At 57.8% G+C, this 24,582-nt stretch carries 22 protein-coding genes; 14 read left to right on the forward strand and 8 right to left on the reverse strand.

Features of this window, described 5'->3' with window-relative positions; translation table 11 throughout:
- Positions 1 to 213 precede the first annotated feature (213 nt).
- From RA27_RS12660 to RA27_RS12700, 9 genes are all read left to right on the forward strand, one after another.
- Complete coding sequence (locus RA27_RS12660) at positions 214 to 1,953, forward strand: ABC transporter substrate-binding protein (protein WP_039539372.1); 1,740 nt, start codon at positions 214 to 216, stop codon at positions 1,951 to 1,953.
- Positions 1,954 to 2,036: 83 nt separating this feature from the next.
- Entirely contained in the window at positions 2,037 to 3,086 is a 1,050-nt protein-coding gene (locus tag RA27_RS12665) for an ABC transporter ATP-binding protein (RefSeq protein ID WP_039539994.1), read from the forward strand.
- A 1-nt stretch (position 3,087) separates the two neighbouring features.
- Positions 3,088 to 4,164: an ABC transporter ATP-binding protein gene (locus tag RA27_RS12670; protein ID WP_039539375.1), complete on the forward strand. Its 1,077-nt coding sequence runs from the start codon at positions 3,088 to 3,090 to the stop codon at positions 4,162 to 4,164.
- Positions 4,161 to 5,024: a sugar ABC transporter permease gene (locus RA27_RS12675; RefSeq protein ID WP_039539378.1), complete on the forward strand. Its 864-nt coding sequence runs from the start codon at positions 4,161 to 4,163 to the stop codon at positions 5,022 to 5,024. The genes RA27_RS12670 and RA27_RS12675 overlap by 4 nt, the downstream gene beginning before the upstream one ends.
- Positions 5,021 to 5,818 (forward strand): carbohydrate ABC transporter permease, encoded by a 798-nt coding sequence (locus tag RA27_RS12680; protein ID WP_039539381.1) that lies wholly within the window; start codon positions 5,021 to 5,023, stop codon positions 5,816 to 5,818. Before RA27_RS12675 ends, RA27_RS12680 begins: the two co-directional genes overlap by 4 nt.
- 8 nt (positions 5,819 to 5,826) lie before the next feature.
- Positions 5,827 to 6,231, forward strand: a complete 405-nt coding sequence (locus RA27_RS12685) for a DUF2160 domain-containing protein (RefSeq protein WP_039539384.1) — start codon at positions 5,827 to 5,829, stop codon at positions 6,229 to 6,231.
- Positions 6,232 to 6,297: 66 nt separating this feature from the next.
- Positions 6,298 to 6,693: a BlaI/MecI/CopY family transcriptional regulator gene (locus RA27_RS12690; RefSeq protein ID WP_039539387.1), complete on the forward strand. Its 396-nt coding sequence runs from the start codon at positions 6,298 to 6,300 to the stop codon at positions 6,691 to 6,693.
- Positions 6,680 to 7,777, forward strand: coding sequence for a M56 family metallopeptidase (locus RA27_RS12695; RefSeq protein WP_039539391.1), 1,098 nt, complete (start codon positions 6,680 to 6,682; stop codon positions 7,775 to 7,777). Before RA27_RS12690 ends, RA27_RS12695 begins: the two co-directional genes overlap by 14 nt.
- 424 nt (positions 7,778 to 8,201) lie before the next feature.
- Positions 8,202 to 9,527, forward strand: a complete 1,326-nt coding sequence (locus RA27_RS12700; RefSeq protein ID WP_039539394.1) for a UDP-glucose/GDP-mannose dehydrogenase family protein — start codon at positions 8,202 to 8,204, stop codon at positions 9,525 to 9,527.
- A gap of 115 nt (positions 9,528 to 9,642) precedes the next feature.
- On the opposite strand, the gene RA27_RS12705 is transcribed toward RA27_RS12700, so the two are convergent.
- The 7 genes from RA27_RS12705 to RA27_RS12735 form a co-directional block, all read right to left on the reverse strand.
- The gene (locus RA27_RS12705) at positions 9,643 to 11,229 is read right to left on the reverse strand and encodes a BCCT family transporter (protein ID WP_039539397.1); all 1,587 of its coding nucleotides are present in this window, start codon (positions 11,227 to 11,229) and stop codon (positions 9,643 to 9,645) included.
- A 122-nt stretch (positions 11,230 to 11,351) separates the two neighbouring features.
- Complete coding sequence (locus tag RA27_RS12710) at positions 11,352 to 12,284, reverse strand: hypothetical protein (RefSeq protein ID WP_039539400.1); 933 nt, start codon at positions 12,282 to 12,284, stop codon at positions 11,352 to 11,354.
- A 6-nt stretch (positions 12,285 to 12,290) separates the two neighbouring features.
- Entirely contained in the window at positions 12,291 to 13,604 is a 1,314-nt protein-coding gene (locus RA27_RS12715; protein WP_039539403.1) for a TRAP transporter large permease subunit, read from the reverse strand.
- Between the two features lie 4 nt (positions 13,605 to 13,608).
- The gene (locus RA27_RS12720; RefSeq protein WP_039539406.1) at positions 13,609 to 14,142 is read right to left on the reverse strand and encodes a TRAP transporter small permease; all 534 of its coding nucleotides are present in this window, start codon (positions 14,140 to 14,142) and stop codon (positions 13,609 to 13,611) included.
- A gap of 70 nt (positions 14,143 to 14,212) precedes the next feature.
- On the reverse strand, positions 14,213 to 15,190 hold the full coding sequence (locus RA27_RS12725; RefSeq protein WP_039539408.1) for a TRAP transporter substrate-binding protein: 978 nt from the start codon (positions 15,188 to 15,190) through the stop codon (positions 14,213 to 14,215).
- A gap of 51 nt (positions 15,191 to 15,241) precedes the next feature.
- The gene (locus RA27_RS12730) at positions 15,242 to 16,492 is read right to left on the reverse strand and encodes an FAD-binding oxidoreductase (RefSeq protein ID WP_039539410.1); all 1,251 of its coding nucleotides are present in this window, start codon (positions 16,490 to 16,492) and stop codon (positions 15,242 to 15,244) included.
- Entirely contained in the window at positions 16,489 to 17,622 is a 1,134-nt protein-coding gene (locus tag RA27_RS12735; RefSeq protein ID WP_039539412.1) for an enolase C-terminal domain-like protein, read from the reverse strand. The genes RA27_RS12730 and RA27_RS12735 overlap by 4 nt, the downstream gene beginning before the upstream one ends.
- Before the next feature lie 97 nt (positions 17,623 to 17,719).
- On the opposite strand from RA27_RS12735, the gene RA27_RS12740 reads away from it, so the two are divergent.
- Positions 17,720 to 18,640: a LysR family transcriptional regulator gene (locus RA27_RS12740; protein ID WP_039539414.1), complete on the forward strand. Its 921-nt coding sequence runs from the start codon at positions 17,720 to 17,722 to the stop codon at positions 18,638 to 18,640.
- Here RA27_RS12740 and RA27_RS12745 read toward each other — a convergent pair.
- Positions 18,601 to 20,295: a thiamine pyrophosphate-binding protein gene (locus RA27_RS12745; protein WP_039539997.1), complete on the reverse strand. Its 1,695-nt coding sequence runs from the start codon at positions 20,293 to 20,295 to the stop codon at positions 18,601 to 18,603. The genes RA27_RS12740 and RA27_RS12745 overlap by 40 nt on opposite strands.
- A gap of 112 nt (positions 20,296 to 20,407) precedes the next feature.
- On the opposite strand from RA27_RS12745, the gene RA27_RS12750 reads away from it, so the two are divergent.
- The 4 genes from RA27_RS12750 (at position 20,408) to RA27_RS12765 (ending at position 24,227) form a co-directional block, all read left to right on the forward strand.
- Complete coding sequence (locus RA27_RS12750; protein WP_039539417.1) at positions 20,408 to 21,112, forward strand: GntR family transcriptional regulator; 705 nt, start codon at positions 20,408 to 20,410, stop codon at positions 21,110 to 21,112.
- Entirely contained in the window at positions 21,109 to 21,819 is a 711-nt protein-coding gene (locus tag RA27_RS12755) for an aspartate/glutamate racemase family protein (RefSeq protein ID WP_039539419.1), read from the forward strand. Before RA27_RS12750 ends, RA27_RS12755 begins: the two co-directional genes overlap by 4 nt.
- 298 nt (positions 21,820 to 22,117) lie before the next feature.
- Positions 22,118 to 23,125 carry a phosphate acetyltransferase gene (gene pta / locus RA27_RS12760; RefSeq protein ID WP_039539422.1) on the forward strand — a complete coding sequence of 336 codons (1,008 nt, stop codon included), beginning with the start codon at positions 22,118 to 22,120 and terminating at the stop codon, positions 23,123 to 23,125.
- A 148-nt stretch (positions 23,126 to 23,273) separates the two neighbouring features.
- Positions 23,274 to 24,227, forward strand: coding sequence for a putative sulfate exporter family transporter (locus RA27_RS12765; protein ID WP_241484076.1), 954 nt, complete (start codon positions 23,274 to 23,276; stop codon positions 24,225 to 24,227).
- Positions 24,228 to 24,582: the final 355 nt, after the last annotated feature.

Consider the following 24,582-nt stretch of genomic DNA (forward strand, 5'->3'; position numbering starts at 1 on the left):
CGTTTTGCCTGCAACACGAGATCGATACTGCGCGCCCTCCAACTGGACGGACCGCAAACGGACGCGGCGTGAACTCTGCTAACCGTTAAAGTACTTTGTTTTCAAAGGTTAAATTAAATACTAAATTTTTAGTTTGACAGGGTGGCGACAAATCGCTGATGGTAATCTCCATCCGGTTACCACCGGGCAAGCAAAATTTTTGGGAGGAAAGAGATGCGGAGACATCTACTTTCCGCAGTGGCGGCGGCTGCCGTCATTGCGGGGCACGGTCCTGTTTGGGCCGACGAAGCCGCAGCACAACGTTGGATTGACGATGAATTCCAGCCATCGACCCTGTCGAAAGACGAGCAGATGGCCGAAATGCAATGGTTCATTGACGCGGCCAAACCCTATGAGGGTATGGAAATCAATGTCCTGTCCGAAGGCATTCCGACGCATTCCTACGAATCCGAGGTTCTAGCCAAAGCGTTTGAGGAAATTACCGGCATCAAGGTCAATCACCAGATCCTCGGCGAAGGCGAAGTGGTACAGGCCGTTCAGACCCAGATGCAGACCGGTCGGAACCTCTATGACGGCTATGTCAACGACAGCGATCTCATCGGCACCCACTCGCGCCTGCAGCTGGCCTACCCGCTGACGGACATGATGGGCGGCGACTGGGCGGCAACAACCTCGCCGACATTGGACCTGGATGACTTCATGGGCATTCAGTTCACCACCGGCCCGGACGGCAAGCTCTATCAGCTGCCGGACCAACAGTTCGCGAACCTCTACTGGTTCCGTAAGGACTGGTTCGATGATGAAGCCAACAAAGCCGCGTTCAAAGAAAAATACGGCTATGATCTGGGCGTTCCGGTCAACTGGTCAGCCTATGAGGACATCGCCGAATTTTTCACCAATGACGTGAAAGAGGTCGACGGTGTGGCAATATACGGCCACATGGACTACGGCAAGCGCGCACCTGACCTTGGCTGGCGCATGACCGACGCTTGGCTGTCGATGGCAGGTGCGGGCGATAAGGGTGAGCCGAACGGTGTTCCGGTCGACGAATGGGGCATCCGCATGGAAGCGGGCACTTGTAACCCTGTTGGTGCCTCCGTTTCTCGTGGCGGTGCCGCAAACGGTCCGGCCGCGGTCTATGCGATCCGCAAATGGGATGAGTGGCTGCGGAATTATGCGCCTCCGGGTGCGGCGTCTTACGACTTCTACCAGTCGCTGCCGGCGCTCAGCCAAGGCAACGTGGCCCAGCAGATCTTCTGGTACACGGCCTTTACCGCAGACATGGTGAAGCCGAAGTCCGAGGGCAACAACACCGTGGATGACGAAGGCACACCGCTTTGGCGGATGGCACCCAGCCCGCACGGCCCTTACTGGGAAGAAGGCCAGAAGGTTGGTTACCAGGACGTGGGAAGCTGGACTTTCCTCAAGTCCACGCCGATGGATCGTGCTCAGGCGGCCTGGCTCTATGCTCAGTTCGTGACGTCCAAGACGGTTGATGTGAAGAAGTCCCATGTGGGTCTGACCTTTGCCCGCGACAGCTCGGTCAACCACGAGTCGTTCACCGAACGCGCACCAAAGCTGGGTGGTCTGGTCGAATTCTACCGTTCGCCTGACCGTGTGGCATGGTCGCCGACCGGCATCAACGTGCCGGACTATCCGAAGCTGGCCCAGATCTGGTGGCAACAGATCGGTGACGTGAACTCGGGCGCCTTCACTCCGCAGGAAGCGATGGATCGTCTGGCCGAAGAGATGGACATCACCATGGCCCGGATGCAGGCCGCGGATGAAAGCGCCGGTGTCTATGGTGGTTGCGGCCCACGTCTGAACGAGCCGCAGGACGCCTCGTTCTGGCTTGAGAAAGAAGGCTCGCCCAAGGCCAAGCTGGAAAATGAAAAGCCGCAAGGCCAGACCGTCAACTATGACGAACTGGTTCAGCGCTGGCAGTCTCAGTAAGCCATTAAAATCCGGGGGTGCCGGTTGCGGCATCCCCAACTCAAAGACCAGTGCCCGGCACTGACGGATCGGAACTCACGGACATGATCGAACTACAAGACGCCACCAAACGGGTTGGCAATGTCATCCATATCAAGCCCACGAACCTTACGCTGCAAACCGGCCATTTCAACGTGCTGTTGGGCGCGACCGGTTCGGGCAAGACCTCTCTGATCAAGATGATGGCCGGGCTCGACCCGATCGCGTCGGGCAAGGTTTTGATGGACGGGCAGGATGTCACCCGACTGAACACACAGAAACGTCAGATCAGCCTGGTGCACCAGTTCTTCGTGAACTACCCCCATATGACGGTTTTCGACAACATCGCCTCGCCGCTACGTGTGGCGGGCATGGCCAAATCCGAGATCGAAGGTCGCGTTGAAGAAGCCGCCGACCTGTTGCAACTGCGTCCGATGCTTGATCGCCGTCCGCATGAGCTGTCGGGCGGGCAACAGCAACGGACGGCGCTGGCCCGCGCTATCGCCAAAGAGAGCCGGGCCGTGTTTCTGGATGAGCCTTTGGCAAACCTCGATTACAAGCTGCGTGAAGAGCTGCGCGAGCAACTGCCCGATCTGTTTGCGGGACGAGGGGCTGTTGTTGTTTACGCAACATCGGAGCCGGAAGAGGCGCTCTTGCTGGGGGGCTATACGGCCCTTATGGAAGACGGTCGCGTCACGCAATTCGGCCCGACCACCGACATCTATCGCAACCCCGAGAATATTGCCGCCGCGCGTGTGTTCTCTGATCCTCCGATCAATGTCGCCCGGATCACCGTGTCCGACGCGCAAGCACATCTGGCCGGAGGCGGTGGCTGGACCGTTTCAGACATGGCCGATGGAGACTACATGGTCGCCGTGCGCCCGCACCGGGTGACTCCGTTCAGAACATCCGAGGCGGACGTCGAACTAACCGGGCGCGTGATCGTGACCGAGCTGTCCGGCTCGGACTCCAGCGCTCATTTTCAACATGGCGATGAGGATTGGGTCTCCCTGGCAACGGGCGTTTACCCGTATCAGGTCGGCGAAGATCACAGTTTCTACATGAACCCGGCCCATTGCCGGTACTTCGGCCAAGACGGCAAAAGGGTGGCCTGACATGGCACAGATCAAGCTTTCAAACCTCCGCCATAGCTATTTCCCGACGCCCAAAGGCCCCGAGGACTATGCGCTGAAAGAAATCGACGTGACCTGGCGTGACGGAGGGGCCTATGCGTTGCTCGGCCCTTCGGGCTGCGGCAAATCCACATTGCTGAACATCATCTCGGGCCTGCTAACGCCCTCGGAAGGGCAAATCCTGTTCGACGGTCAGGACGTTACGGACTTGCCCCCCGACCGGCGCAACATCGCACAGGTGTTCCAGTTTCCCGTGATTTACGACACGATGACCGTCGGTGAGAATCTGGCATTTCCTCTGAAGAACCGTGGTGTTGACAGCGCTACTATCAAGCGCCGGGTCGACGAGATCGCCGAAATGCTGGACGTCGCGGATATGCTGGACATCCGTGCCTCGGGTCTAAGCCCTGACAACAAGCAGAAAATTTCGATGGGGCGCGGGTTGGTGCGCGACGACGTGAACGCGGTGATGTTCGATGAGCCTCTGACAGTGATTGATCCACATCTGAAATGGAAGCTGCGATCAAAGCTGAAAGAGCTGCATCAGCGGGTCAAAGCAACGATGATTTACGTAACACACGACCAGACCGAGGCGCTGACCTTCGCGGATGAGGTCGTGGTGATGCAGGAAGGCGAGGTTGTGCAGATCGGCACCCCGGTTGAATTGTTCGAACGGCCTCAGCACACGTTTGTCGGCCACTTTATCGGCTCGCCCGGTATGAACGTTCTGCCCTGCGAGACGAATGGAGACCGCGCTGTGTTCGAAGGCCATGAGGTCATTCTGGAAGGACCGACCCAGGGTGAGGGAGGCCGCACCGATCTGGGCATACGCCCCGAATATGTGGACTTTGGCGACACCGGCATTCCGGCACATGTAACCAAAGTGTCGGACATTGGCCGCCACTATGTGGTCAGTGCAATGGTCGGCAACACGGCCCTCAAGGCAGTCACCGAACATGACGTGCCCGAACCGGGCTCGCAGGTATTTCTGCAATTCAAACCCGAACATTCCCGCGTCTACCGCGACGGCTGGATCGCAACCGAGGAGCGGGCGCAATGAGAACCGAAAACCAAAAAGCATGGTTCTTTGTCCTGCCGGTTCTGGCGCTGGTCGCGTTCAATGCGCTGGTGCCGATGATGACGGTCGTCAACTACTCGGTGCAGGAAACCTTCGGCAACAATCAGTTCTTCTGGGAGGGTCTTGGCTGGTTCGAGCAAATCCTGCGGTCCGACCGGTTTCAGGCCGCATTGGGACGGCAGTTCCTATTCACTGCGCTTATCCTGATCATCGAAGTGCCTCTGGGCATCATCGTGGCGTTGTCAATGCCGCGCAAAGGCTTCTGGGTGCCGGTCTGTCTGGTTCTTATGGCGCTGCCGATGCTGATCCCGTGGAACGTGGTGGGCTCGATGTGGAACATCTTCACCCTGCCCCAGATCGGCCTGCTGGGATACTTCCTGAATGACGTGCTGGGCGTCAACTATGACATGACTCAGCAACCGATTTCGGCGTGGATTACCGTCGTGGTCATGGACGTCTGGCACTGGACATCACTGGTCGTTCTGCTGTGCTATGCGGGGCTCGTATCGATCCCGGACGCCTATTATCAGGCCGCCAAGATCGACGGCGCCAGCCCGTGGTCCGTGTTCCGCTATATCCAATTACCCAAGATGAAGACCGTTCTGACAATTGCCGTTCTGCTGCGGTTCATGGACAGTTTCAACATCTATACCGAACCCTTCGTCCTGACCGGGGGCGGCCCCGGCAACTCGACCACCCTGCTGTCGATTGACCTTGTGAAGATCGCGCTGGGGCAGTTCGACCTCGGCCCCGCAGCCGCGATGAGCCTGATCTACTTCGCTATTACGCTGCTGGTCTCTTGGGTCTTCTACACTCTGATGACAAAGGATGACGCGCAATGAAGAAGCGGTCTCTTATCCCGATCCTCTATATCGCGTTCCTGATGCTGCCGATCTATTGGCTGGTGGCGATGTCCTTCAAGACCACGAACGAGATCCTTTCGGGCTTTTCGCTGTTCCCCCAGACCTTCACCCTGGAGAACTATGTCACCATTTTCACCGATCCGACATGGTACTGGGGTTACATTAACTCCATCGCCTACGTGACGCTGAATACCGTACTGTCGGTCTGTGTTGCGCTGCCTGCGGCCTATGCGTTCTCGCGCTACCGGTTCCTGGGCGACAAACAGCTGTTTTTCTGGCTGCTGACCAACAGGATGGCTCCGGCTGCGGTGTTCGCGCTGCCGTTCTTTCAGTTGTATTCGTCCATTGGCCTGTTCGACACATATCTGGCCGTGGCGCTGGCGCATACTCTGTTCAATGTCCCGCTTGCGGTCTGGATTCTGGAAGGCTTTATGCGCGGCATCCCCAAAGAGCTGGATGAGACGGCCTATGTCGATGGCTATTCTTTCCCGCGCTTCTTCGTGACGATCTTCCTGCCCAACATCAAAGCGGGCGTGGGTGTGGCAGCGTTCTTCTGTTTCATGTTCTCATGGGTTGAAATGCTGCTGGCGAAAACCCTGACTGCGGTTGAGGCCAAACCCATCGCTGCGGTGATGACCCGCACGGCCTCCAGCGCGGGGTACGAGTTGGGCCTGCTGGCGGCAGCGGGCACCCTGACCATCATTCCCGGAGCCATCGTTATCTGGTTTGTCCGCAACTACATCGCGCGCGGCTTCGCGATGGGACGTGTGTGAGGTTCGATATGCGCAAACTTCTTCTCGCCCTCCCCTTTCTTCCCTCCGCAGCTTATGCCCAGGCGCAGGCCGGATGGGGCAATGTCGGTCAGCAAGAGGAAAAGGGGTTTTCCTGGACCGATCCGCTGTGGCCCGATTTCTGGATGGCCTGGACGCCGGCAACGCTGGCGGTATTCGTTGGCATTTTCTCAGCAATCGCCCTGATCGGCATTCTGGAAGGGTTCAAGTTCCGGGACGGAATCGAACGGCGCGGCGTGCTGGGGCTAACCACTACGCTGGGGGATCGGCTGTTCATCACCCTGCTGGGTTCGGCGTATATCTTCCTCGCGTGGCTCGGTCTGGTCGGCCAACCTGTCTGGACACCCCTTTTCCTGTCTGTGGGCTGGGGCATTTTCGTGTTCTGGAAAGTTTAGGCTTTGAGAAATGACGAAAGGATGCTTGTCTGGCGGGCATACTAAGACATGGCGACAACAAGACCGATGCGAAAGAAAAAAACATCCAATCTGCTGACCGAGGTCGAACTGGAGTTCATGAACGAGCTTTGGGCCCTTGGTGAGGGCTCGGTCCGTGACGTTCTTGATCGCCTGCCACCAGAGCGCAATCTGGCCTATACATCCGGCGCAACCATCTTGCGTATTCTCGATGAGAAAGGCTTTGTCGAAAGCCGCAAGGATGGAAAAACACTGATCTACAGGCCCCTTCTGGAAAAAGACAGATATCAGGCGCGGTCGCTTCAGAATCTGTCCCGCACATTGTTCGATGATACGCCCGCCACCTTGGTGGCGCGGCTGGTCGACGATGCGGGGCTGACAGAAGCCGACCTTGAGGACATTCGAGCACTGGTAGAGAGGAGACTGCAAAATGACAGCAGTTAAACCGGTTCTCGATATTTATCTCGAACTCAATTTGGTTATGGTTCTATCTTTGTTGGTCTGGCTCGGGGCGCGTTTCGCTATGAAACACACGTCTCTTCGCTTTGCGTATTTTGCTCAGTTGCGCGTCCTCAAGGTGCTGTTACTGTGCATTGTGCTAAGCCCGATGCTTGCGATCGGACTATCGGAAATTCTGAAAGTTGCGCTTCCGGGCCGGCCTGTCGCCATCGGTGACATAGCGGTTGCAGCGTACTTGCGCGGAGACATAGCGTTGCCCGCGACCCAGTTTGAAAGCTTGCTCAACGCTCGGGAACGGTGGGCTGAAAACGTCCTGAATGGGGGCTCTTTCGGTGCAACCCTGATCTTTGTCGTACTTGCCATCGGTGCGGTCGCACTGGTGTTGCGCGTCGCACATGCCGCCCTCCGGGTTCGTGAAACGGTCAACACAAGCTTTCTCTGGCGGCGATCCGCCAAAGTGGATATCCGTTTGTCAGATCGTATATCGGTGCCATTTGCAGTGCGCGGTCTCTGGCGGCGGCATGTGGTGTTGCCCACCTATCTGCTCGACAAACCGGATGAGCTGCGGTTCGCAATCGCGCACGAATTTCAACACGTGCGCGCCGGTGATGTGGAGTGGCAGTTGATGCTGGAACTCCTGCGTCCACTTCTTTTCTGGAACCCTGCCTATATCGTACTGAAATACGAATTCGAGCGCCTGCGCGAACTGGGGTGCGATCAGTCCATAGTGTCAAGGCGCCGCCTGAATGCTTCCGACTATGCAAACTGCCTGCTGGACTATTGCGGTCGGATTATCTCGCGCGATGGCTCCTATGTACTGAACGTCGCGTTGGTCAGCGGTGGTCGGGCCAAGCGTGTACTTCGGCAGCGTGTCCTGGCGTTGTCCGAGGCGCCTCGACGGTACCGTCCTTTCAATTCACTGGTGTGTGGATGTGCATTGGCGTTTGTCGGGATTCTGGCCTTCGGATCAGCGTCCGTACGTCAGGCCGATGGTTGGAGTCACGACAGGCTCATGTTGTCCACAGTCGTCAATCTCGAACGGCTGGCCGAAAGAAACCAGGGCAACTGAGGAAGGCCCACGGACCAGTAGGCTCACGCACCAAGCTCGGTCGGATAAAACCCCCGCTTTGCATCCAGATACGGTTTGACCTTCCTGACCGTACAATCGGGCGGGACGATAACCGCGATTCAAGTACCCAGGGTTTTTCTGAGCGGGCCAGTTTTTTTGTGCCAACCAGAATGCCTGATCTTACCGGAGCACTAACAGCACTTGAACATTCCACCACAAAAAGCATATTCGGTCGCGAAGAAAAACGTCCCGTTGGATTTTCACATGCATACCGATCAACACTCCTGTATTTCGAGCGGTCGTTTATAGCGAAAAGAAAAACTTACGCGGTCGTAAATCCCGAGCAACCAAAGCTCTCAGGTCAGCGGTCGACAGAGACCAATACATGCGCCACTGGCGAAAACCAAAGAAAGGAATTCGATAAATGCGCATTGCGATGATTGGCACCGGGTATGTTGGATTGGTGTCCGGTGTTTGCTTTTCGGACTTTGGTCATGATGTGATTTGTGTCGATAAATCCGAACGTAAGATCGAGATGCTCCAGGCCGGCGAAGTACCGATCTATGAACCGGGTCTCGACGTCCTGATGGCCAAGAACGTAGCTGCCGGTCGCCTGACCTTCACCACCGATCTCTCCACAGCCGTCGATGGGGCAGATGCAGTCTTTATTGCGGTTGGAACGCCGACGCGGCGCGGAGATGGACATGCCGACCTGACCTATGTGATGGCTGCCGCCGAAGAGATCGCCCGCGCCATAACCGACTATACCGTTGTCGTCACAAAATCGACCGTCCCGGTCGGAACCAACCGCAAGGTTCACGCGGTGGTATCGAACGCCAATCCCAAAGCGGAATTTGATGTAGCCTCGAACCCGGAGTTCCTGCGTGAGGGGGCCGCGATCGATGATTTCATGCGCCCCGACCGCGTCGTCGTTGGCGTCGAAAGCGAGCGCGCCGCAGAGGTCATGGGCGAGATTTATCGCCCACTCTATTTGCGCGACTTCCCGATCCTGACCACCGATCTGGAAAGCGCCGAGATGATCAAATATGCCGCCAACGCTTTTCTTGCCACAAAGATCACTTTCATCAACGAAATCGCCGGTCTGTGCGAACGCGTCGGTGGCGATGTCAAAGAGGTCGCACGCGGCATTGGTCTGGATGGACGGATCGGCAACAAGTTTCTGCACGCGGGACCCGGCTATGGCGGGTCATGCTTCCCGAAAGATACCGCCGCGCTGGCGCGGATCGGTCAGGAACACGCCCACCCGATGCAGATCACCGAAACAGTGATCCGTGTGAATGATGGCATCAAGAAGCGGATGATCGAAAAGATCAGGGACGTCTGCGATGATACGTTCAACGGCAAGACCGTTGCGGTACTGGGTGTTACGTTCAAACCCAACACCGATGACATGCGCGACGCGCCATCCCTGACCATAGTCCCAGCCCTTATCGGCGGTGGAGCCCGCGTACGCGTGGTTGATCCGCAGGGCCGCGCCGAAGGAGAAGCCTTGCTGCCGGGCGTCGAGTGGCTGGATGACCCTTATGCCGCCGCAGCTGATGCGGATGCGGTTGTCCTGCTGACCGAGTGGAACGAGTTCCGCGCGCTGAACCTGAATGAACTGGCCGAGAAGATGAAATCGGCCCGCATGGTCGACCTGCGCAACATCTATTCCCCGGGCATTGTAATGGGTTCAGGATTCGAGACCTACATCGGCGTTGGCGTTGGCGACCAGCAACAGAGCGGATAGCGGCGCAACGCCCGCTAGCGGTGGACACCGCCTGATCAGCGTCAACAGATGTTTTGTTAGCGAGATGTAGAACTGCCCGGCGCGAAGCCGGGCAGTTTCCGTGTTGATGCAATCCCTAGCGACGGCGGCGTTCGTTCGCCAGTCCTATGAAGATCGACACGCACATCAGCACCAGAACAATGGCAAATGGGAAGCCGGTCGCGATCGCCGCGGCCTGCAACGCGCCTAACCCACCGCCCAACAGCAACACAACTGCAATAGCACCTTCCAGAATGCACCAGAACACGCGCTGCGCGGTAGGGGCATCGGTTTTTCCGCCGGCAGTGATGGTATCGATCACCAGCGAACCCGAATCCGAACTGGTCACGAAGAACACGACCACAAGAATAATCCCGATGAAGGAAAGCAATCCGGTCATCGGGAAAGCCTCGAACATGGTGAACATCTTCAGTTCCAGGGCTGCATCCGACAGCTCCTGCCCGTTGCCGGACATCACCTGATCCAGAGCTGCACCGCCAAATACGCTCATCCAGAGCGCACCGACAATTGTCGGGATCAGGATGACACATACGACGAACTCACGAACAGTTCTACCTTTGGAAATACGGGCAATAAACATCCCGACAAAGGGCGACCAGGAGATCCACCAGGCCCAGTAGAACGTGGTCCAACCCTGCATGAAGTTGGTATCTTCACGACCGATCCAGTTCGAGAGGGACGGCAGTGCAACCACATATTCAAACAGACTATCCAGAAACCCGGTCAGTATCGCCACGGTTGGTCCGACAATCAGAACCAGCAAAAGCAATGCTGCTGCCAGGATCATGTTGGCCTCGGACAGACGTTTGACACCTTTGTCCAGACCAGCAACAACCGACACCAGCGCAAATGCGGTGATCAGCCCGATCAAAAGCACCTTCATCCCGTCGGTAACGGGCACGTCAAACAAGTAGTTCAAACCTGCAAGAGCTTGTGTCGCGCCAAGCCCCAGCGAGGTCGCAAGACCAAAGATAGTCGCAAAAACAGCAAGCACATCAATGATGTGTCCCAGCGGACCCCAGGTTGCTTCCCCAAAAATCGGATAGAAAACGGAACGCATGGTCAGTGGCAGGCCGCGATTGAAGCTGAAAAATGCCAGCGCCAGCGCAACCACCGCATAAATTGCCCAAGGGTGTGCACCCCAGTGGAAAATGGTCGCCGCCATCGCCAATCTGCGCGACGCTTCGGGGTCTTCAAGACCCGCACCCAGAGGTGCCCAATCGGTCCGCACGCCGTCTTCTCCGAAAGCCACTCCACCAAATGAAGCACCGTAGTGGGAAATCGGTTCGGCCACGCCCCAGAACACCAGCCCGATACCCATCCCCGCTGCAAACAGCATCGAGAACCAGCCAGCGTAGCTGTAGTCAGGTTTGGCGTCATCGCCACCCAGCCGGATCGAGCCGTAAGGCGTCACGACCAGCAGGATCGAAAAGACGACGAAGATGTTACATGCGATCATGAACACCCAGTCAAAATTGCTTGTCAGTGCCGGGCGAAGCCAACCAAAGAACTCGGCCGCTTGCTCTCGGAACACGAGCGAGAAGAACACGAAGGCAATGATCGTAAGACCCGAAACAGCAAAGACCGGATTATGGACGTCGAGGCCCATGATCTGGACGTTGTCCTGCCCAACCTCATAGTCGGTTTCCGAATTATCGGACATTTGTTTTCCTTTTTGCTAGTCTGCGAATGCTCTGTTCATCAGGCAGCCAGCAAAACGGAGTCGACTCACGCACGACCTATTTTAACCGGAAATCGACTTTCTGATCCGCTCGAACAACCCAGTCAACTTGTCGAACCTGTCCGCCGGTAAAGGCGGCGCATGATCAGCGGCGTAAGGTACATCGGAATCTGATAGGCCCCGATAAACACCATGATAGGCGCGGTCACTTCAGGTGGCAGAGCCACAAAGAAAATCGCGATATTCCTGTTCCCGGCGATCAACGACACTGCTGTCGCTTCGGCTGCGGGCATTCTGGTCTGCGTCAGCTGGAACGAGATAATCTGCGCCCCAAAATTGATCAGGCAGGCAAACACGATCCAGAAAACCGCTACACTTGGGTGCAGAAGCGCCGTCGCGCTGACAGATGGCATCAGACCCACCACAAAAACGGCAAGCGTGATCGTAGCCGCGCCTTCCAGATTTAGAAGCGTCGCCGTTGACGGTTGGCGCAGAAAGGTCCGTCGCAAAACTACGGCTGCAAGAATTGCGATTGCAATCGTAAGAAACAGACGAAGCGCGGCGATCAGGACGGTCTGAATATCACCCAGTTCCGGCATCAGCCAGAATATGGGCAACGCGGTCAATGGCAGAACCGCGGTCCCGACCACGACCAGACGCATCGCATATTCCGCAGGGTACCCCATCATCAGACACATATTGGGGCTTCCCGAAATTGAGGGCGCCGAAGCCATGATCAGCAAAGACAGGAAAACCGGCGCGCCGGTCCAACCACCGGCAAACCCTATTGCGGCCACTATCAAGGGCACGATGAGCTGGAAACCGACAATCGCTCTGGCAACCTGACGCAGATCAGCCAACGATCCCAGAATGGCGCCCGGTTCCATTCGCAGCAGCGTCAGAAACAGCAGGACCATGACCAGAGGCGACAGCAGCGGTCGCATGGGCTCGGCCAATCCGGGCAGCAGAAGGCCCGCCGCCAGCCCTGAAACCAGCACGTAAGGGCCGTGACGCGCCGCGAGGTGGAGCGGGCTCAATACCCACTACCCTCCGGGGCTCTGACGCAGGTTTTCGGGTAACCAAGTGGCCAGTTCAGGGAACCAGATCAGCACGAACACCATCAGAACCATGATCAGGAACATCGGTATTGCAGCCCGCGCAATATAGCTCATTTCGTGGTTGGTCATTCCCTGCATGACGAACAGGTTGAAGCCGATCGGCGGAGTGATCTGCGCCATTTCGACAACGACCACGATGAAGATGCCGAACCAGATCAGATCGATCCCGGCGTCGCGGATCATCGGCTCAACGACGGCCATGGTCAGCACAACTGATGAAATCCCATCAAGGAAACAGCCCAGGATGACGTAGAACACCAGCAGAACCATCAGCAGTTCGAACCGCGTCAGTTCCCATCCTGCAATCAAATCCGCAAGCCCGCGCGGCAGGCCGGTGAAACCCATCGACAGCGACAGGAACGCGGCGCCCGCAAGGATCAGAGCAATCATGGCACTGGTGCGGGTTGCGCCCATCAGGCTTTCGGTGAACGTCTTCCAGTTCAGCGACCCCTGCCCTGCGGCCAGTAAAAGGCCCCCGATCACGCCAAAAGCGGCGGCCTCGGTGGCCGTGGCATAGCCCAGATACATCGACCCGATCACAACTACTATCAGCAAGATAACCGGCAGCAGGAAGCGAGAGTTTTTGATCTTTTCAGAGAAGGTCAGTTTGCCCTCATCATTCGGGTTCCAATCCTTGCCGATCTTGGAATAGATCGCGACATACCCCATGAACATCGCCGCCAGCACGAGGCCCGGCAGGATACCTGCGAAGAACAGTTTGGTGATGGATTCATTGATCGTCACCCCGTAGACGATCAACGTCAGTGACGGCGGGATCATCAGACCCAGCGTAGCTGCCCCCGTCAGAGTGCCGATGATCATGCGCTCAGGGTAATTGCGTTTGCGCAGTTCCGGGATCGACATCTTGCCGACCGTGGTCAGGGTGGCTGCGGATGACCCGGATACGGCGGCAAAAACCGTGCATCCAACGATGTTCGTATGAACCAGCCCTCCGGGCAGAGGCGCCATCCAGGGGGACAAGCCTTTGAACATGTCCTCGGATAATCGCGTTCGATAGAGAATCTCACCCATCCAGATGAACATCGGCAACGCGGTCAGCGTCCAGGACGAGGACGCCGACCAGATGGTCGTGATCATCACGTCACCGACGGGACGGGAGGTGAACAGTTCCATCCCGACCCAGGCAACGCCCATCAGGGCCAGCCCGACCCAGACACCGGTGCCCAGCAATGTAAAGAGAACGAAGAGGAAGAGGATAATGACAGATACGTTTTCCATGTTCTCACTCCCCGTGGCTCTGATCGGCCAGATCGCGGGTGATGCGGTGATCCCCCTTGAACAGAACATGGAACAGGTGATCGGTCAGCGCGATGGCGAGGATGACCGCTCCGATCAGCATGGTTGATTGCGGTATCCAAAGGGCGGTTTTGTCCTGCCCCTGGCTTATGTCGTTGAACTTCCAGCTCCAGAACACAAAGCGATAAGCGTACCAGCAGAAATACCACATGACGGCCGAGCCGATGGTAAAGCACCAGATTTCGAGAATCCTGCGAAAGCCATCCGGCACCGCGTTCAGCAGGATGGACACCCTGATATGGCTGCCCCGATTCAGGGCATTGGCAAAGGCCAGAAAGGAGGCGGCGGCCATGGCATATCCGGCGTAGTCCGGCGCGCCGGGGAAAACCTCTCCGGTCCAGCGGGCTAGCATCTGAACCACGATGAGCAATAGTATGGCAATCAGGCTCAGCGCGGCCAGAACACCCGCCGCCTGATAGATGAAATCCAGTACGGACCGTAGCCCTCGTAATGCCGCCATGCCGTCCCCGCTTGTCGTTGATTGAGTGCAGAATGGGCGGCAGAGGACCCCGCCGCCCGTTACTCAGCCGTTACTGAGAGGAATTGAACGCGTCGACGATAGCTTTGCCCTCGTCGCCCGCGGCTTCAAGCCATTCATTGGTCATGATGACGCCGATCTCTTTCAACTCATTCGTCATCTGCTCAGACGCGGGACCGACGGTCATGCCACCATCGCGCAGACCCTGAAGCGTAAAGCCGGTATACTCCTTGGCGCGCCAATTCCCGGCATATTCGGCCAGCTCCGCACAGCCCTTGATGACGTTCTTGTTGGCATCCGAGACACCGGCCCAGACATCCGAGTTCACCATCACATAGTTACGCGGCAGCCACGCATCGACTTCGTAGAAGTAGTTCAGGCTTTCCCAGACCTTGCGGTCATAACCGGTTGAGCCGGACGATACCATGGAATCCGCCACACCGGTTGCAAATGCCTGGCTGATTTCAGCCGCTTCGATGGTGACAGGCAGCATCCCCGTCAGCTCGGCCAGCCGCGAAGTGGCATTGTTGTAGGAGCGGAACTTGATCCCCTCCATATCCGCGACCGAGTTCACTTCGTCCTTGAAGTAAAGGCCCTGCGGCGGCCATGGCACCGCATAAAGCAGGGTCAGGTTCTGCTCGGCCAACAGCTTTTCGATCGAAGGTTTGGCCGCTTCCCAAAGCTTGTTGCTGTCATCGAATGACGTTGCCAGAAACGGGATCGAGTCAAACCCGAACAGCGCGTTTTCGTTCTGGTGACCCGATAGCAGACGCTCACCAATCGGAGCTTGTCCGGTCTGGATCGCACGCTTGATGTCGGCGCCTTTGAACAAAGATCCCGAGGGGTGCGTTACAATTTCAATGTCACCGCCCGTACCGGTGGTCACGCATTTGGCGAATTCCGCACCTGTTGCCGAGTGGAAATTCGATGCCGAATAGGCCATCGGCATATCCCATTTCTCGGCCATCGCCGGCGCTGCAGCGGCAGCTGTCAGAGCGGTTGCGGCCAGAAGGCTTGTCAGTTTCTTCATCATGTTTCTCCCTGTTGGATGTCGAGTTGCCGATGTTTGGTACCGGCCATTTTATGTTGCGAACCGTGAGGGTGCGTAGACGCTCATGTCCGTATTCGGGGTTCTGCCCGCAATCATCTGCGCCAGGAGCCGACCTGTTTTAGGCCCACCCGTCAGGCCGATATGATGGTGCCCAAAACCCATATACGCGCCGCTGATGCCCGGAGCCTCGCCAATGATCGGGATCGAGTCAGACGGTGCGGGGCGGTGCCCCATCCATTCCACTTCCTCCTTCCATGTCAAACCCGGGAAGGCCATCCGGGCGTTCTTGCGCATCAGTTCAAACGGAGCCCGCGACGGCGGTGCATCAAGCCCGCCGAATTCCACAATTCCAGCCAGCCGGATACGCCCTTCCATCGGCGTGGCGACAAACTTGCCCGAGACCACCATGACCGGACTGCGCGGCATGGCAGAAGGCTCCACCAATTCAAGATGATACCCGCGTTCGCTTTCAAGGGGAACCGAAACGCCCAAACGTTTGGCCAGAGGGCCTGACCACACGCCAGCGGTTACGATCACTGTGTCGCAGGCGATGGTTTCTCCACCTGCACGGACACCCGTTATCCTGCCGTTTTCCTGGACGACATCATCAACAGAGGCGCGCAGAACCGCACCTCCGTTTGCTTCCACGTGCTTCGCCAGATCTTTGACGTAACGACCCGGATCAGTGATATGCCCATGATCCGAGAGCTTCGCCGCGAAACCGATGTCTTCACTATAAACCGGATCATAGGCATGAAAGGCCGGGCCCTCCAACTCGTCCCACGTAAAGCCATTCCGTCGCCGGACATCCCAGCCAAACGCGTCATCCTGGTAATGTGCGCGGTCTTTGTACAGAAACAGGTAGTCGGATGGCACGATCCATTTCTCGGCGCCTGTGCCCTCGGCCAGCGCCTTGTGGTCGTTCACGCTGTCACCAACTATGCCTGTCAGCGCCAAGGCGATGCGTTCTACATCGGCAGCGTTTGCGTGGCTTAGATAACGCGTAAGCCAAGGGAATAATTTTGGCAGATATCCCCATTTTAGAAACAGAGGTTGCGACGGGCTGAGCAACATTTTGGGCGCTTTTCTCAGCAGCCCCGGAACGGTTACCGGAACAATCGAACAGGATGCCAGTACGCCACCGTTGCCATGTGAGGTGCCCTCACCAGGTCCCGCCTTATCGATCAGGATTACCTTATGACCGTCCCGTTGCAGCCAGACTGCGGCTGAAACGCCGACAATCCCCGCGCCAATGATAGCTATAGTCTTTTTCCCGCTCACGCTGCCACCGCCTTGGCCACTGCATAGTGCTCCAGCTTGGTCATATCGGGTTTGCTACCCAGACCTGGCCCGTCGGGAACCACAACCTGGCCGCCACTTATCTGGAAGGGTTCTTCCAGAATGTCTTCTTTAAGGAAGTAAGTTGCTTGATAGAACTCACAGCCCAAAGTGATTTCCGGCGTCGCCGCGATCATGTGCGTTCCCGCCAGATGCGCCAATCCCGCTTCGAACATATCCCCGCCATACGCCGTAAGACCATGTGCGGCAGCGATACGGGCAACGGTTTGCCCACGGGTCAGGCCGCCCGATTTCATGATTTTCACGGAAACCCCATCACAAATACCTTCGCGCGCCGCCCGTTCCATGTCCTCCGGACCAAAGACGCTTTCGTCCGCCAGCAATGGCACCTCTGTCATCTGTCTCAACTTGCCCATCATGCCATAGTGATGGGCGCGCACGGGTTGTTCGATGAAATCAGGGGCAAACTGCGCGACGTCCCGAACCTGTGCCGGTGCATCCTCGATACCGAGCCCCTGATTGTAATCCACACGGACCGAGATGTCTGGGTGGTTCTGCGCAAGATACTCCAACCGCATGATATCGAAAGCGTGGTCCCTGAACCCGGTCTTGAGCTTTATGATCCGAACGCCATCCTCCCGCAAACGCGCCAGCAACTCGATGTCCTGAGAAAAATCCGGGTTGGCAATCGAGCAACTGAGCGGAATGGCATCGCGGCACCGCCCACCCAGAAGGGACCAGACCGGAATTCTGCTGATCCGTCCAGCAAGATCCAGCAGGGCGGTTTCCAGTGCGGCCTTGGCCTCGGTGCAATGGGCCACGGCATATGCCGCCCGCGCCATAATCGCCGAACGGTCGCCGACTCTGGCCCCGACGACGAGGGGCCGCAAATAGCGATTAAGCGCGGCATAAGTGGCCTCTGGCGTGCCGGTGAACACCGACCAAGGGGATGCTTCCCCAAAACCCTCACTGCCGTCCTCGGACCGCAGCCGCAGAATAACCACCTCGCATACGCCCTCGACGGACCCGATACCGTGATCTCGGCGGGACGTCACCGGCAACTCAAGGTGCCAAAGATCGTACCCTATGATTTTCTGCGTCAGATCGCCCATTACACCCCCAACCAGTGGCGGCAGCGTGCCTTGACCGCACCATCATTTCAAATACTATCTTTTCAAGAGATCATCAGGAAAAATGATGTAGTAAGAGATGTCCCTGCGTTTTCGCCAGCTACAGGCCTTTCACGCCATCATGGAGACCGGCACCGTGACGGGCGCAGCTTCGGTGCTGGGAATTTCACAACCCGGTATCAGCAACCTGCTGGCTCAGCTTGAACGCGAAGCGCGGTTGCCGTTGTTTGAGCGAAACAGAGGTCGCCTGTTGCCAACCCCCGAGGCCGAGCTTCTTTATCGCGAGGTCGATACGGTCGTTCGCGGGCTGGATCACGTGGCGCAGGCCGTGTCGGACCTGCAGAACAAGCACCCCGGCCAGTTGCAGGTCGCCGCCCCGCATCTGCTATCCTTCGGCTTCATGCCGCGCGAGATTGCGCGGTTTGCAAGGAGCCGCCCAAACCTCTCCGTCAGCTTCCAATCGCAATACTCGTCCAAGATCCAGGAATGGGTGATCTCGGGCCTGTTTGAAATCGGCATTGTCGAGATGCCCATTCTGCATGACACGCTGAACTATCAGGTCTTTCAGTTCGAAACGCTGGCGACCTTTCCCGAAAACAGTCCCTTGGCCGCCCATGACATTCTGACGCCTGAGATACTGGAACACGAACCGTTCATCGTGATGGGACCGGAACATCAAACTCATCGGCGGACCCGGGATATCTTCCAATCTGCGGGACGCTCCTGGCGCACCCAAATTCATACCCATCTGTCAGAAAACCTGCTGAGTTTCGTCAAGCAGGGCATGGGGGTCGCTATGATCGACCCTTTCACCGTCACCTTTGATGGCGAGAGCGGGTACCTGACCCGCCCCTTTCGACCAGCCGTCATGCTGGATTTGGCCATCATCACCGCCAAAGGACGCCCGCTTTCGACGATCGCGCAGGATTTTCTGGCTCAGCTGACCCCTTCGATCGCCTCTTACGCGACCCATTCCGAGACAGGCGCCGCCGCCTCGTGAAGCGGTTGTGAATGGATGTCGACCAGCGTTGGCCCATCATGCTCAACAGCCTGTTTCAGAACCTTCGACAGGTCTTCCGGGTCCTTCACCGTCCATGATTTCACGCCGAAGGCTCCGGCAACGGCGGCGTGGTCGGTGCGGTTGAAATCGACATTGTAGTATCTCTGACCAAACCCAGCATTCTGCCCCGCTTTGATCCAGCCAAAGACCGAGTTAGAGAAGACAATGGACGTGATAGGCATGTTGTGCCGCACCATGGTCTCGAACTCACCACAGGTAAAACCAAAAGAACCGTCGCCCATCACTGACAGAGTCTTCACCGACGGTCGCCCGACATGCGCGCCCATTGCAGCGCCCAGAGAATACCCCAACGCGCCGTGTGCCCGGTTGGTGATAAAATGCCGCCCCGCTTTTCGCCAACGGTAGTGCGCGCTGAAGTACGGGCATGGCGTTCCCGGATCGGCTACGACAATCGCGTCATCATCAAGGATATCCATCAGCGAAGCCATAACCGCCTCGGGCCGGATCGGTGTGTCGCGGCTGGCGGCAAGTGGGTTGAAGGCAGCCATCTTGGACGTCCATGCGGCGCTGGCCTTGGCGGCACCGCCGAACCTTGGCAGGTCTTGCCGCACTTCCAGCGCCTCTGCCAAGGCTTCGAGCGCCAGACGGGCGTCGGCACAAATCGCCACTTCGGTCGGATAGTTGGCTCCAATCACCATCGGATCGCTGTCGATATGAATGATGACGGCATTGCGCGCGGGACTCCTCCAACGCTCGGTCGTGACCGAGCCTGCGCGACATCCGATGAACAGAACGACATCGGCCTCATCTACGACCGCGCGCGTTGCAGGCACCCCACCGTTCGATCCAACGACACCCAACGCCAGTGGGTCCGTTTCGGCGAGTGAACCCTGCCCCGACACTGTCGTGGCAACGGGCATATCCAGCAGGCCAGCCACCCGGCGCAGCGCGTCGCTGGCCCCGGACAGAACCGGCCCCCCTCCGCAGACAGCCACAACGGATTTAGCCTTGGCGAGAATCTCTGCGGCCGCCTCAATCGCATCCAGATCGGGTCCTGCGCGTTCCGCCGGATAGCTGCGATGTCGCGCGTCGGCCCAAATCTCGGCCTCGTCCACCTGCGCTTTTTGAGTGTCGAAGGGCAGAGCCAGATGTGTCGCCCCGGGTGTTCCGGTCGTCATCGCCCGGAACGCGGCACGCACCATTGCTGGCAACCGGGTCGCATCGTCCAAAGACGCGTTCCATTTGGTCAGCGGGCTGAACAGCGCAGGCTGATCCAACTCGGTCAGCGGGTACTTCCCCCGGCTGGTCGTCGCCACGTCGGAGGTGATCGCCAGTATTGGAACAGAGCTTTCATTGGCCTCGACCACGCCCGGTAAAATATAGGTTGCTCCACCCCCGGACGGACCTTCACATACACCGGGCTTACCTGTCACCCGGGCGTAGCCATCCGCCATATAGGCCGCATGACGCTCATCGCGGGTCAGAATGTGCTGAATACCGTGATCCATCCGGGCCAGCGCATCATAGAATGGCAGAGTTGTATCGCCACACAGGCCGAACATGTGCTGCACGCCATGCGCCTCGAGCATCCGCACCATCGCCTCGGCTCCGGTCAAGTAGTTCGTCCCCGTCATGGTCTGCGATTCCTTTGCTTCAAATTGCACACAGATCTGTATACAGTTTTGTATATTGATTTCAAGGATTGCCTGTGGCACCTATGGGCCACAGAGTAAAAAGACGGAACTCATGGCGGGTCCACGCGTTGATGATATCTACGATCAGGTGAAGGCGATGGCCGTCTCTTTTCGCCTGCGCCCAGGCGACCGTCTGAACGAGGTGGCCCTGTCAAAAGAGCTGGGGGTCAGCCGCACTCCGTTGCGTGAGGCGCTGAACCGGCTGGTTGCGGAACGGTTGTTCGACTTTCGGCCGGGTCAGGGTTTCTTTTGCCGTCCACTGGATGCCCAAAGCGTGTTCGATCTGTTTGAGCTGCGCCAAATCATCGAAACCGCCGCCGTCCGCACGGCCTGCACCAAAGCCACAACCGACGAACTGAGGGCACTTCACGATGAGTTGTATGCGACGGGAATCGACATCTCCGGACTTACGGTCGAAGAGGCCGTGACCCGGGACGAGGCGTTCCATCTGGGTATCGCAAGACTGTCAGGCAACATGGAGTTGCTGCAGACCCTGACGCGGATCAATGAGCGCATACGCTATATCCGCTGGATTTCCATGAGCCTTGACCGGGTTCAACGCTCAAAAGACGAACACAAGCGCGTCATGCAGGCCTTGATGAACCGCGACGCGGATGAGGCCGCACATGTTCTGGGCGCACACATAAACAAGCGGATGGATCAGGTGCAGGATGCCGTGCGCCACGGGATATCCAGCATCTACATGGAGGGGTCCGAAGATATCTCGGCCCGCATTATTCAGGAGGCGCAGCCATGATCGCGCAGGGTGGGAAATCCATCTACGGGGCCTCAGTCGGCATTCTTATGCTGGACGCGCAATTTCCGCGAATCCCCGGCGATATGGGCAATGCTCTGACCTGGCCGTTTCCGGTGCTTTACCGCATCGTTCGGGACGCTACGCCTGATCTTGTGGTTCGGAAGCGCGCCGAGGGGATGCTGGGCACATTCATCGATGCCGCCCGGGACCTCGTCAAAGATGGGGTAGACGGGATTACCACCAACTGCGGCTTTCTCTCGCTGTTTCAGGAAGAACTGGCCGAGGCGGTCCCGGTCCCGGTCGCAACATCTTCTATGATGCAGGTCGATATGGTGAACCGCATTCTTCCCGCCGGAAAGCGTGCGGGTATTCTGACCGTTTCAGCATCGACACTTACCGAAAGGCATCTTGAGAGCGCTCGGGTCCCCGCAGGTACGCCGATTGGTTCGACCGAGGGCGGTCGCGAATTCACCTCAGCGATCCTTGGAAACAGGTTGACGCTGGATGTGGACAAAGCCCGCGCCGACAATGTTGAAGCCGCGCTTGCACTGCAGTCAGACAACCCTGACCTTGGCGCAATCGTTTTGGAGTGTACAAACATGTGCCCCTATGCGCCCGACATTCAACAAGCGACAGGTTTGCCGGTGTTTTCCATTGTTACATTTGTAAGCTGGTTTCAGGCCGGACTGACCCCGCCGAGGTACTGACCGGGCAGGAACTGTACCGTCGGCGGCACCCGGACAGATGTCGGCAACCCCGGCTCTGATCAGGTGCGGCTCTGGTGCCGCTATTCAACAATGGCGGGCTTGGACGGGCACACCAATCAGTCCAGAACAGCCGTCGTTTATAGCCAGATAACGAATCTGGACCTATCGGCAACGGCTTGACGGTAACCTGGAACCAAGCGATCAAAAGGCGAACCTGGGGCAGTGAGCCCACAATGATCGAACAGGAGCCGAAGGCCCCGTTCTGATACCGTCAACACCAGCGCAGGACCCGTGACGCATGACGAAAACACCGATCGAGTTGTTGGCGGCCAGCGCCCCGGACACACGCCCCGTCGTCGCCCTGAGCGAGGGCACCGATCCTCGCATCGTCGCCGGTGCTCTGGCAGCCCAAAAGGCTGGTTTGACCGACATCATTCTCGTCGGGCCTCAGGCCGACGTTGAAGCCGCCCTGCACGCCGAAGACGCCTCTGCCGGAGATGGCATTGAGATCCACGACCCGACGCAATCAGCTTTGACCGCCACCTTTGCCGCCGAGTACCTTGACCTGCGCAAGCACAAAGGAATCGATGACGCCGCCGCGCGCAAAGCGGCCGAGACTCCTTTGGTGTATGCCGCAATGCTGGTTCGGCTGGGACATGCCACGGGGACCGTAGGTGGCGCGGTACATACAACCGGTGACGTCGTCAGAACTGCAATCCAGGTCATCGGAATGAGCCCTGATGCCGGAATGGTATCATCGTTCTTCCTGATGTACCCACCCGAAACCGCATCGGCGGGTGCTAGGGCGATGCTGTATTCCGACTGCGGCCTCGTGATCGACCCGAACTCCGAGGAACTGGCAAGCATCGCTGCTGCATCTGCCGTTTCTGCACGCGCGTTGCTGCAGGAAGAGCCTAAAATCGCGATGCTGAGCTTTTCTACCAAAGGCAGCGCGCGGCACCCTGCAGTGGACAAGGTCATCAACGCAACCAATATTCTGCGGGCGAAACACCCAGAACTGAATGTGGATGGAGAACTGCAATTCGATGCGGCCTTTGTCCCCTCGATTGGCGAACGTAAATCGCCGGGTTCGCCCGTTGCCGGTCAGGCGAATGTCAAGATTTTCCCCAATCTGGACGCGGGGAACATCGGCTACAAGATGACGCAAAGGTTGGGTGGATATCTGGCAATCGGACCGGTCCTGCAGGGCCTTGCCAAACCGGCTAACGACCTGTCGCGCGGATGCAGTGCCGAAGATGTGACGCAGATCATCGCTGTCACCATTCTGCAGGCCCGCAAAACCTGAAAAACGGCAGCCCGCCTGCCACGTCGAGCAGGTCCGCGACCCAAGTATTACCAACAAAGGACCATCAGCTATGGCGTCCGCCGATTCCTCATCCCTGCCCCTCACCGAGCGGACCAAAGAGCGTGTTCGCACGCTCTTTCCCGGTATCATGATTGCCGTGACCGTCGCTGTTGCCGCCAAGTTCCTGTCCGAACACTATGCCACCCCAGCCATGCTGCTGGCCCTTCTGCTGGGCATCGCGGTCAGCTTTCTTGGCGAAGAAGGAAAAACCGTTGAGGGGATCGCATTTTCCGCCCGCACACTACTGCGCCTCGGCGTGGCCCTTCTGGGGGTACGTGTGTCGATGACCCTGATGCTGGGATTGGGCTGGGACCTGATTGCTTTGGTGATCGCAGGGGTGTTGCTGACCATAGGCTTTGGTCTGTCCGTCGCCCGTTTCTTTGGCCACAAATGGCGCTTTGCCTTTCTGACTGCAGGTTCGGTCGCAATCTGCGGTGCATCGGCAGCGATGGCGATCAGCGCAATTCTGCCAAAGGACGAACGCTCGGAAGAGCGCCTGATCTTCACGGTGATGGGTGTAACCGTGCTGTCCACCATCGCCATGATCGCCTATCCGATCCTTGTGCGCACATTGGGTATGAACGAGATTGCGGGCGGTGTCTTTCTGGGCGGCACCATTCATGATGTGGCTCAGGTGGTAGGTGCCGGCTTCTCGATCTCGGAACAAACCGGAGATACGGCGACCCTCGTCAAATTGTTCCGCGTTGCGATGCTTGCGCCCGTGGTTCTGGTCGCCTCGCTGATCATCCGCAGCTTTGCCGAAATGGACGAAGAAGGCAAGCGCCCACCGCTGCTACCCGGCTTCGTACTGGGGTTTCTGATACTGGCGGCGGCATCCTCGTTCGGACTGATCCCGCCGGTGCTTGCTGAATTTCTCAGCCAGTCTTCCCGCTGGCTTTTGCTTGTCGCAATCGCGGCTGTGGGAATGAAGACAAACCTTAAACAGATTCTGTCTGTCGGCGCTGCGGCAATCGCGCTCATCATTGCGGAAACGCTGTTCATCGCCGGAGTCATCCTGGCGGGAATCACCGTGCTGACCTGAAGCATCCGCTTCGCTCTGCAAGAGCCAGCCATGCATCTGATCAGTATCCCCGGTTTGGTAAGGCTGGGGATGCCCGCGCACGGTGCCGATTGGTCCTTGCCCATTGAATTTGCGGTCTAAATAAATCCCAGCCACTCTGATGGGTAGGCAGGGCGTTGGTATACAGCGGTATATTTACCGAAATGGGTGGGGAATTACCTATCCAAATAGATGTGCCGTGACAGTAGTAAGTTACGTTGCATCCTGACGTGTGGATCGGTTCTTCTGCTCGGCAATAACACCGTCAAAGCCAGAGACAAATCTGAATTAGCAATACTCTGTGCCAAGCCACTGATCGATCCCAATCCCTGAGACG

This window comes from Ruegeria sp. ANG-R, assembly GCF_000813985.1.
Taxonomy (GTDB): Bacteria; Pseudomonadota; Alphaproteobacteria; order Rhodobacterales; family Rhodobacteraceae; genus Ruegeria.

Bases quoted from the DNA above. Each gene is read 5' to 3' on its own strand.
- RA27_RS12660 (WP_039539372.1), top strand. From the start codon at position 214: ATGCGGAGACATCTACTTTCCGCAGTGGCGGCGGCTGCCGTCATTGCG.
- RA27_RS12665 (WP_039539994.1), top strand. From the start codon at position 2,037: ATGATCGAACTACAAGACGCCACCAAACGGGTTGGCAATGTCATCCAT.
- RA27_RS12670 (WP_039539375.1), top strand. From the start codon at position 3,088: ATGGCACAGATCAAGCTTTCAAACCTCCGCCATAGCTATTTCCCGACG.
- RA27_RS12675 (WP_039539378.1), top strand. From the start codon at position 4,161: ATGAGAACCGAAAACCAAAAAGCATGGTTCTTTGTCCTGCCGGTTCTG.
- RA27_RS12680 (WP_039539381.1), top strand. From the start codon at position 5,021: ATGAAGAAGCGGTCTCTTATCCCGATCCTCTATATCGCGTTCCTGATG.
- RA27_RS12685 (WP_039539384.1), top strand. From the start codon at position 5,827: ATGCGCAAACTTCTTCTCGCCCTCCCCTTTCTTCCCTCCGCAGCTTAT.
- RA27_RS12690 (WP_039539387.1), top strand. From the start codon at position 6,298: ATGCGAAAGAAAAAAACATCCAATCTGCTGACCGAGGTCGAACTGGAG.
- RA27_RS12695 (WP_039539391.1), top strand. From the start codon at position 6,680: ATGACAGCAGTTAAACCGGTTCTCGATATTTATCTCGAACTCAATTTG.
- RA27_RS12700 (WP_039539394.1), top strand. From the start codon at position 8,202: ATGCGCATTGCGATGATTGGCACCGGGTATGTTGGATTGGTGTCCGGT.
- RA27_RS12705 (WP_039539397.1), bottom strand. From the start codon at position 11,229: ATGTCCGATAATTCGGAAACCGACTATGAGGTTGGGCAGGACAACGTC.
- RA27_RS12715 (WP_039539403.1), bottom strand. From the start codon at position 13,604: ATGGAAAACGTATCTGTCATTATCCTCTTCCTCTTCGTTCTCTTTACA.
- RA27_RS12720 (WP_039539406.1), bottom strand. From the start codon at position 14,142: ATGGCGGCATTACGAGGGCTACGGTCCGTACTGGATTTCATCTATCAG.
- RA27_RS12725 (WP_039539408.1), bottom strand. From the start codon at position 15,190: ATGAAGAAACTGACAAGCCTTCTGGCCGCAACCGCTCTGACAGCTGCC.
- RA27_RS12735 (WP_039539412.1), bottom strand. From the start codon at position 17,622: ATGGGCGATCTGACGCAGAAAATCATAGGGTACGATCTTTGGCACCTT.
- RA27_RS12740 (WP_039539414.1), top strand. From the start codon at position 17,720: ATGTCCCTGCGTTTTCGCCAGCTACAGGCCTTTCACGCCATCATGGAG.
- RA27_RS12745 (WP_039539997.1), bottom strand. From the start codon at position 20,295: ATGACGGGGACGAACTACTTGACCGGAGCCGAGGCGATGGTGCGGATG.
- RA27_RS12750 (WP_039539417.1), top strand. From the start codon at position 20,408: ATGGCGGGTCCACGCGTTGATGATATCTACGATCAGGTGAAGGCGATG.
- RA27_RS12755 (WP_039539419.1), top strand. From the start codon at position 21,109: ATGATCGCGCAGGGTGGGAAATCCATCTACGGGGCCTCAGTCGGCATT.
- pta (WP_039539422.1), top strand. From the start codon at position 22,118: ATGACGAAAACACCGATCGAGTTGTTGGCGGCCAGCGCCCCGGACACA.
- RA27_RS12765 (WP_241484076.1), top strand. From the start codon at position 23,274: ATGATTGCCGTGACCGTCGCTGTTGCCGCCAAGTTCCTGTCCGAACAC.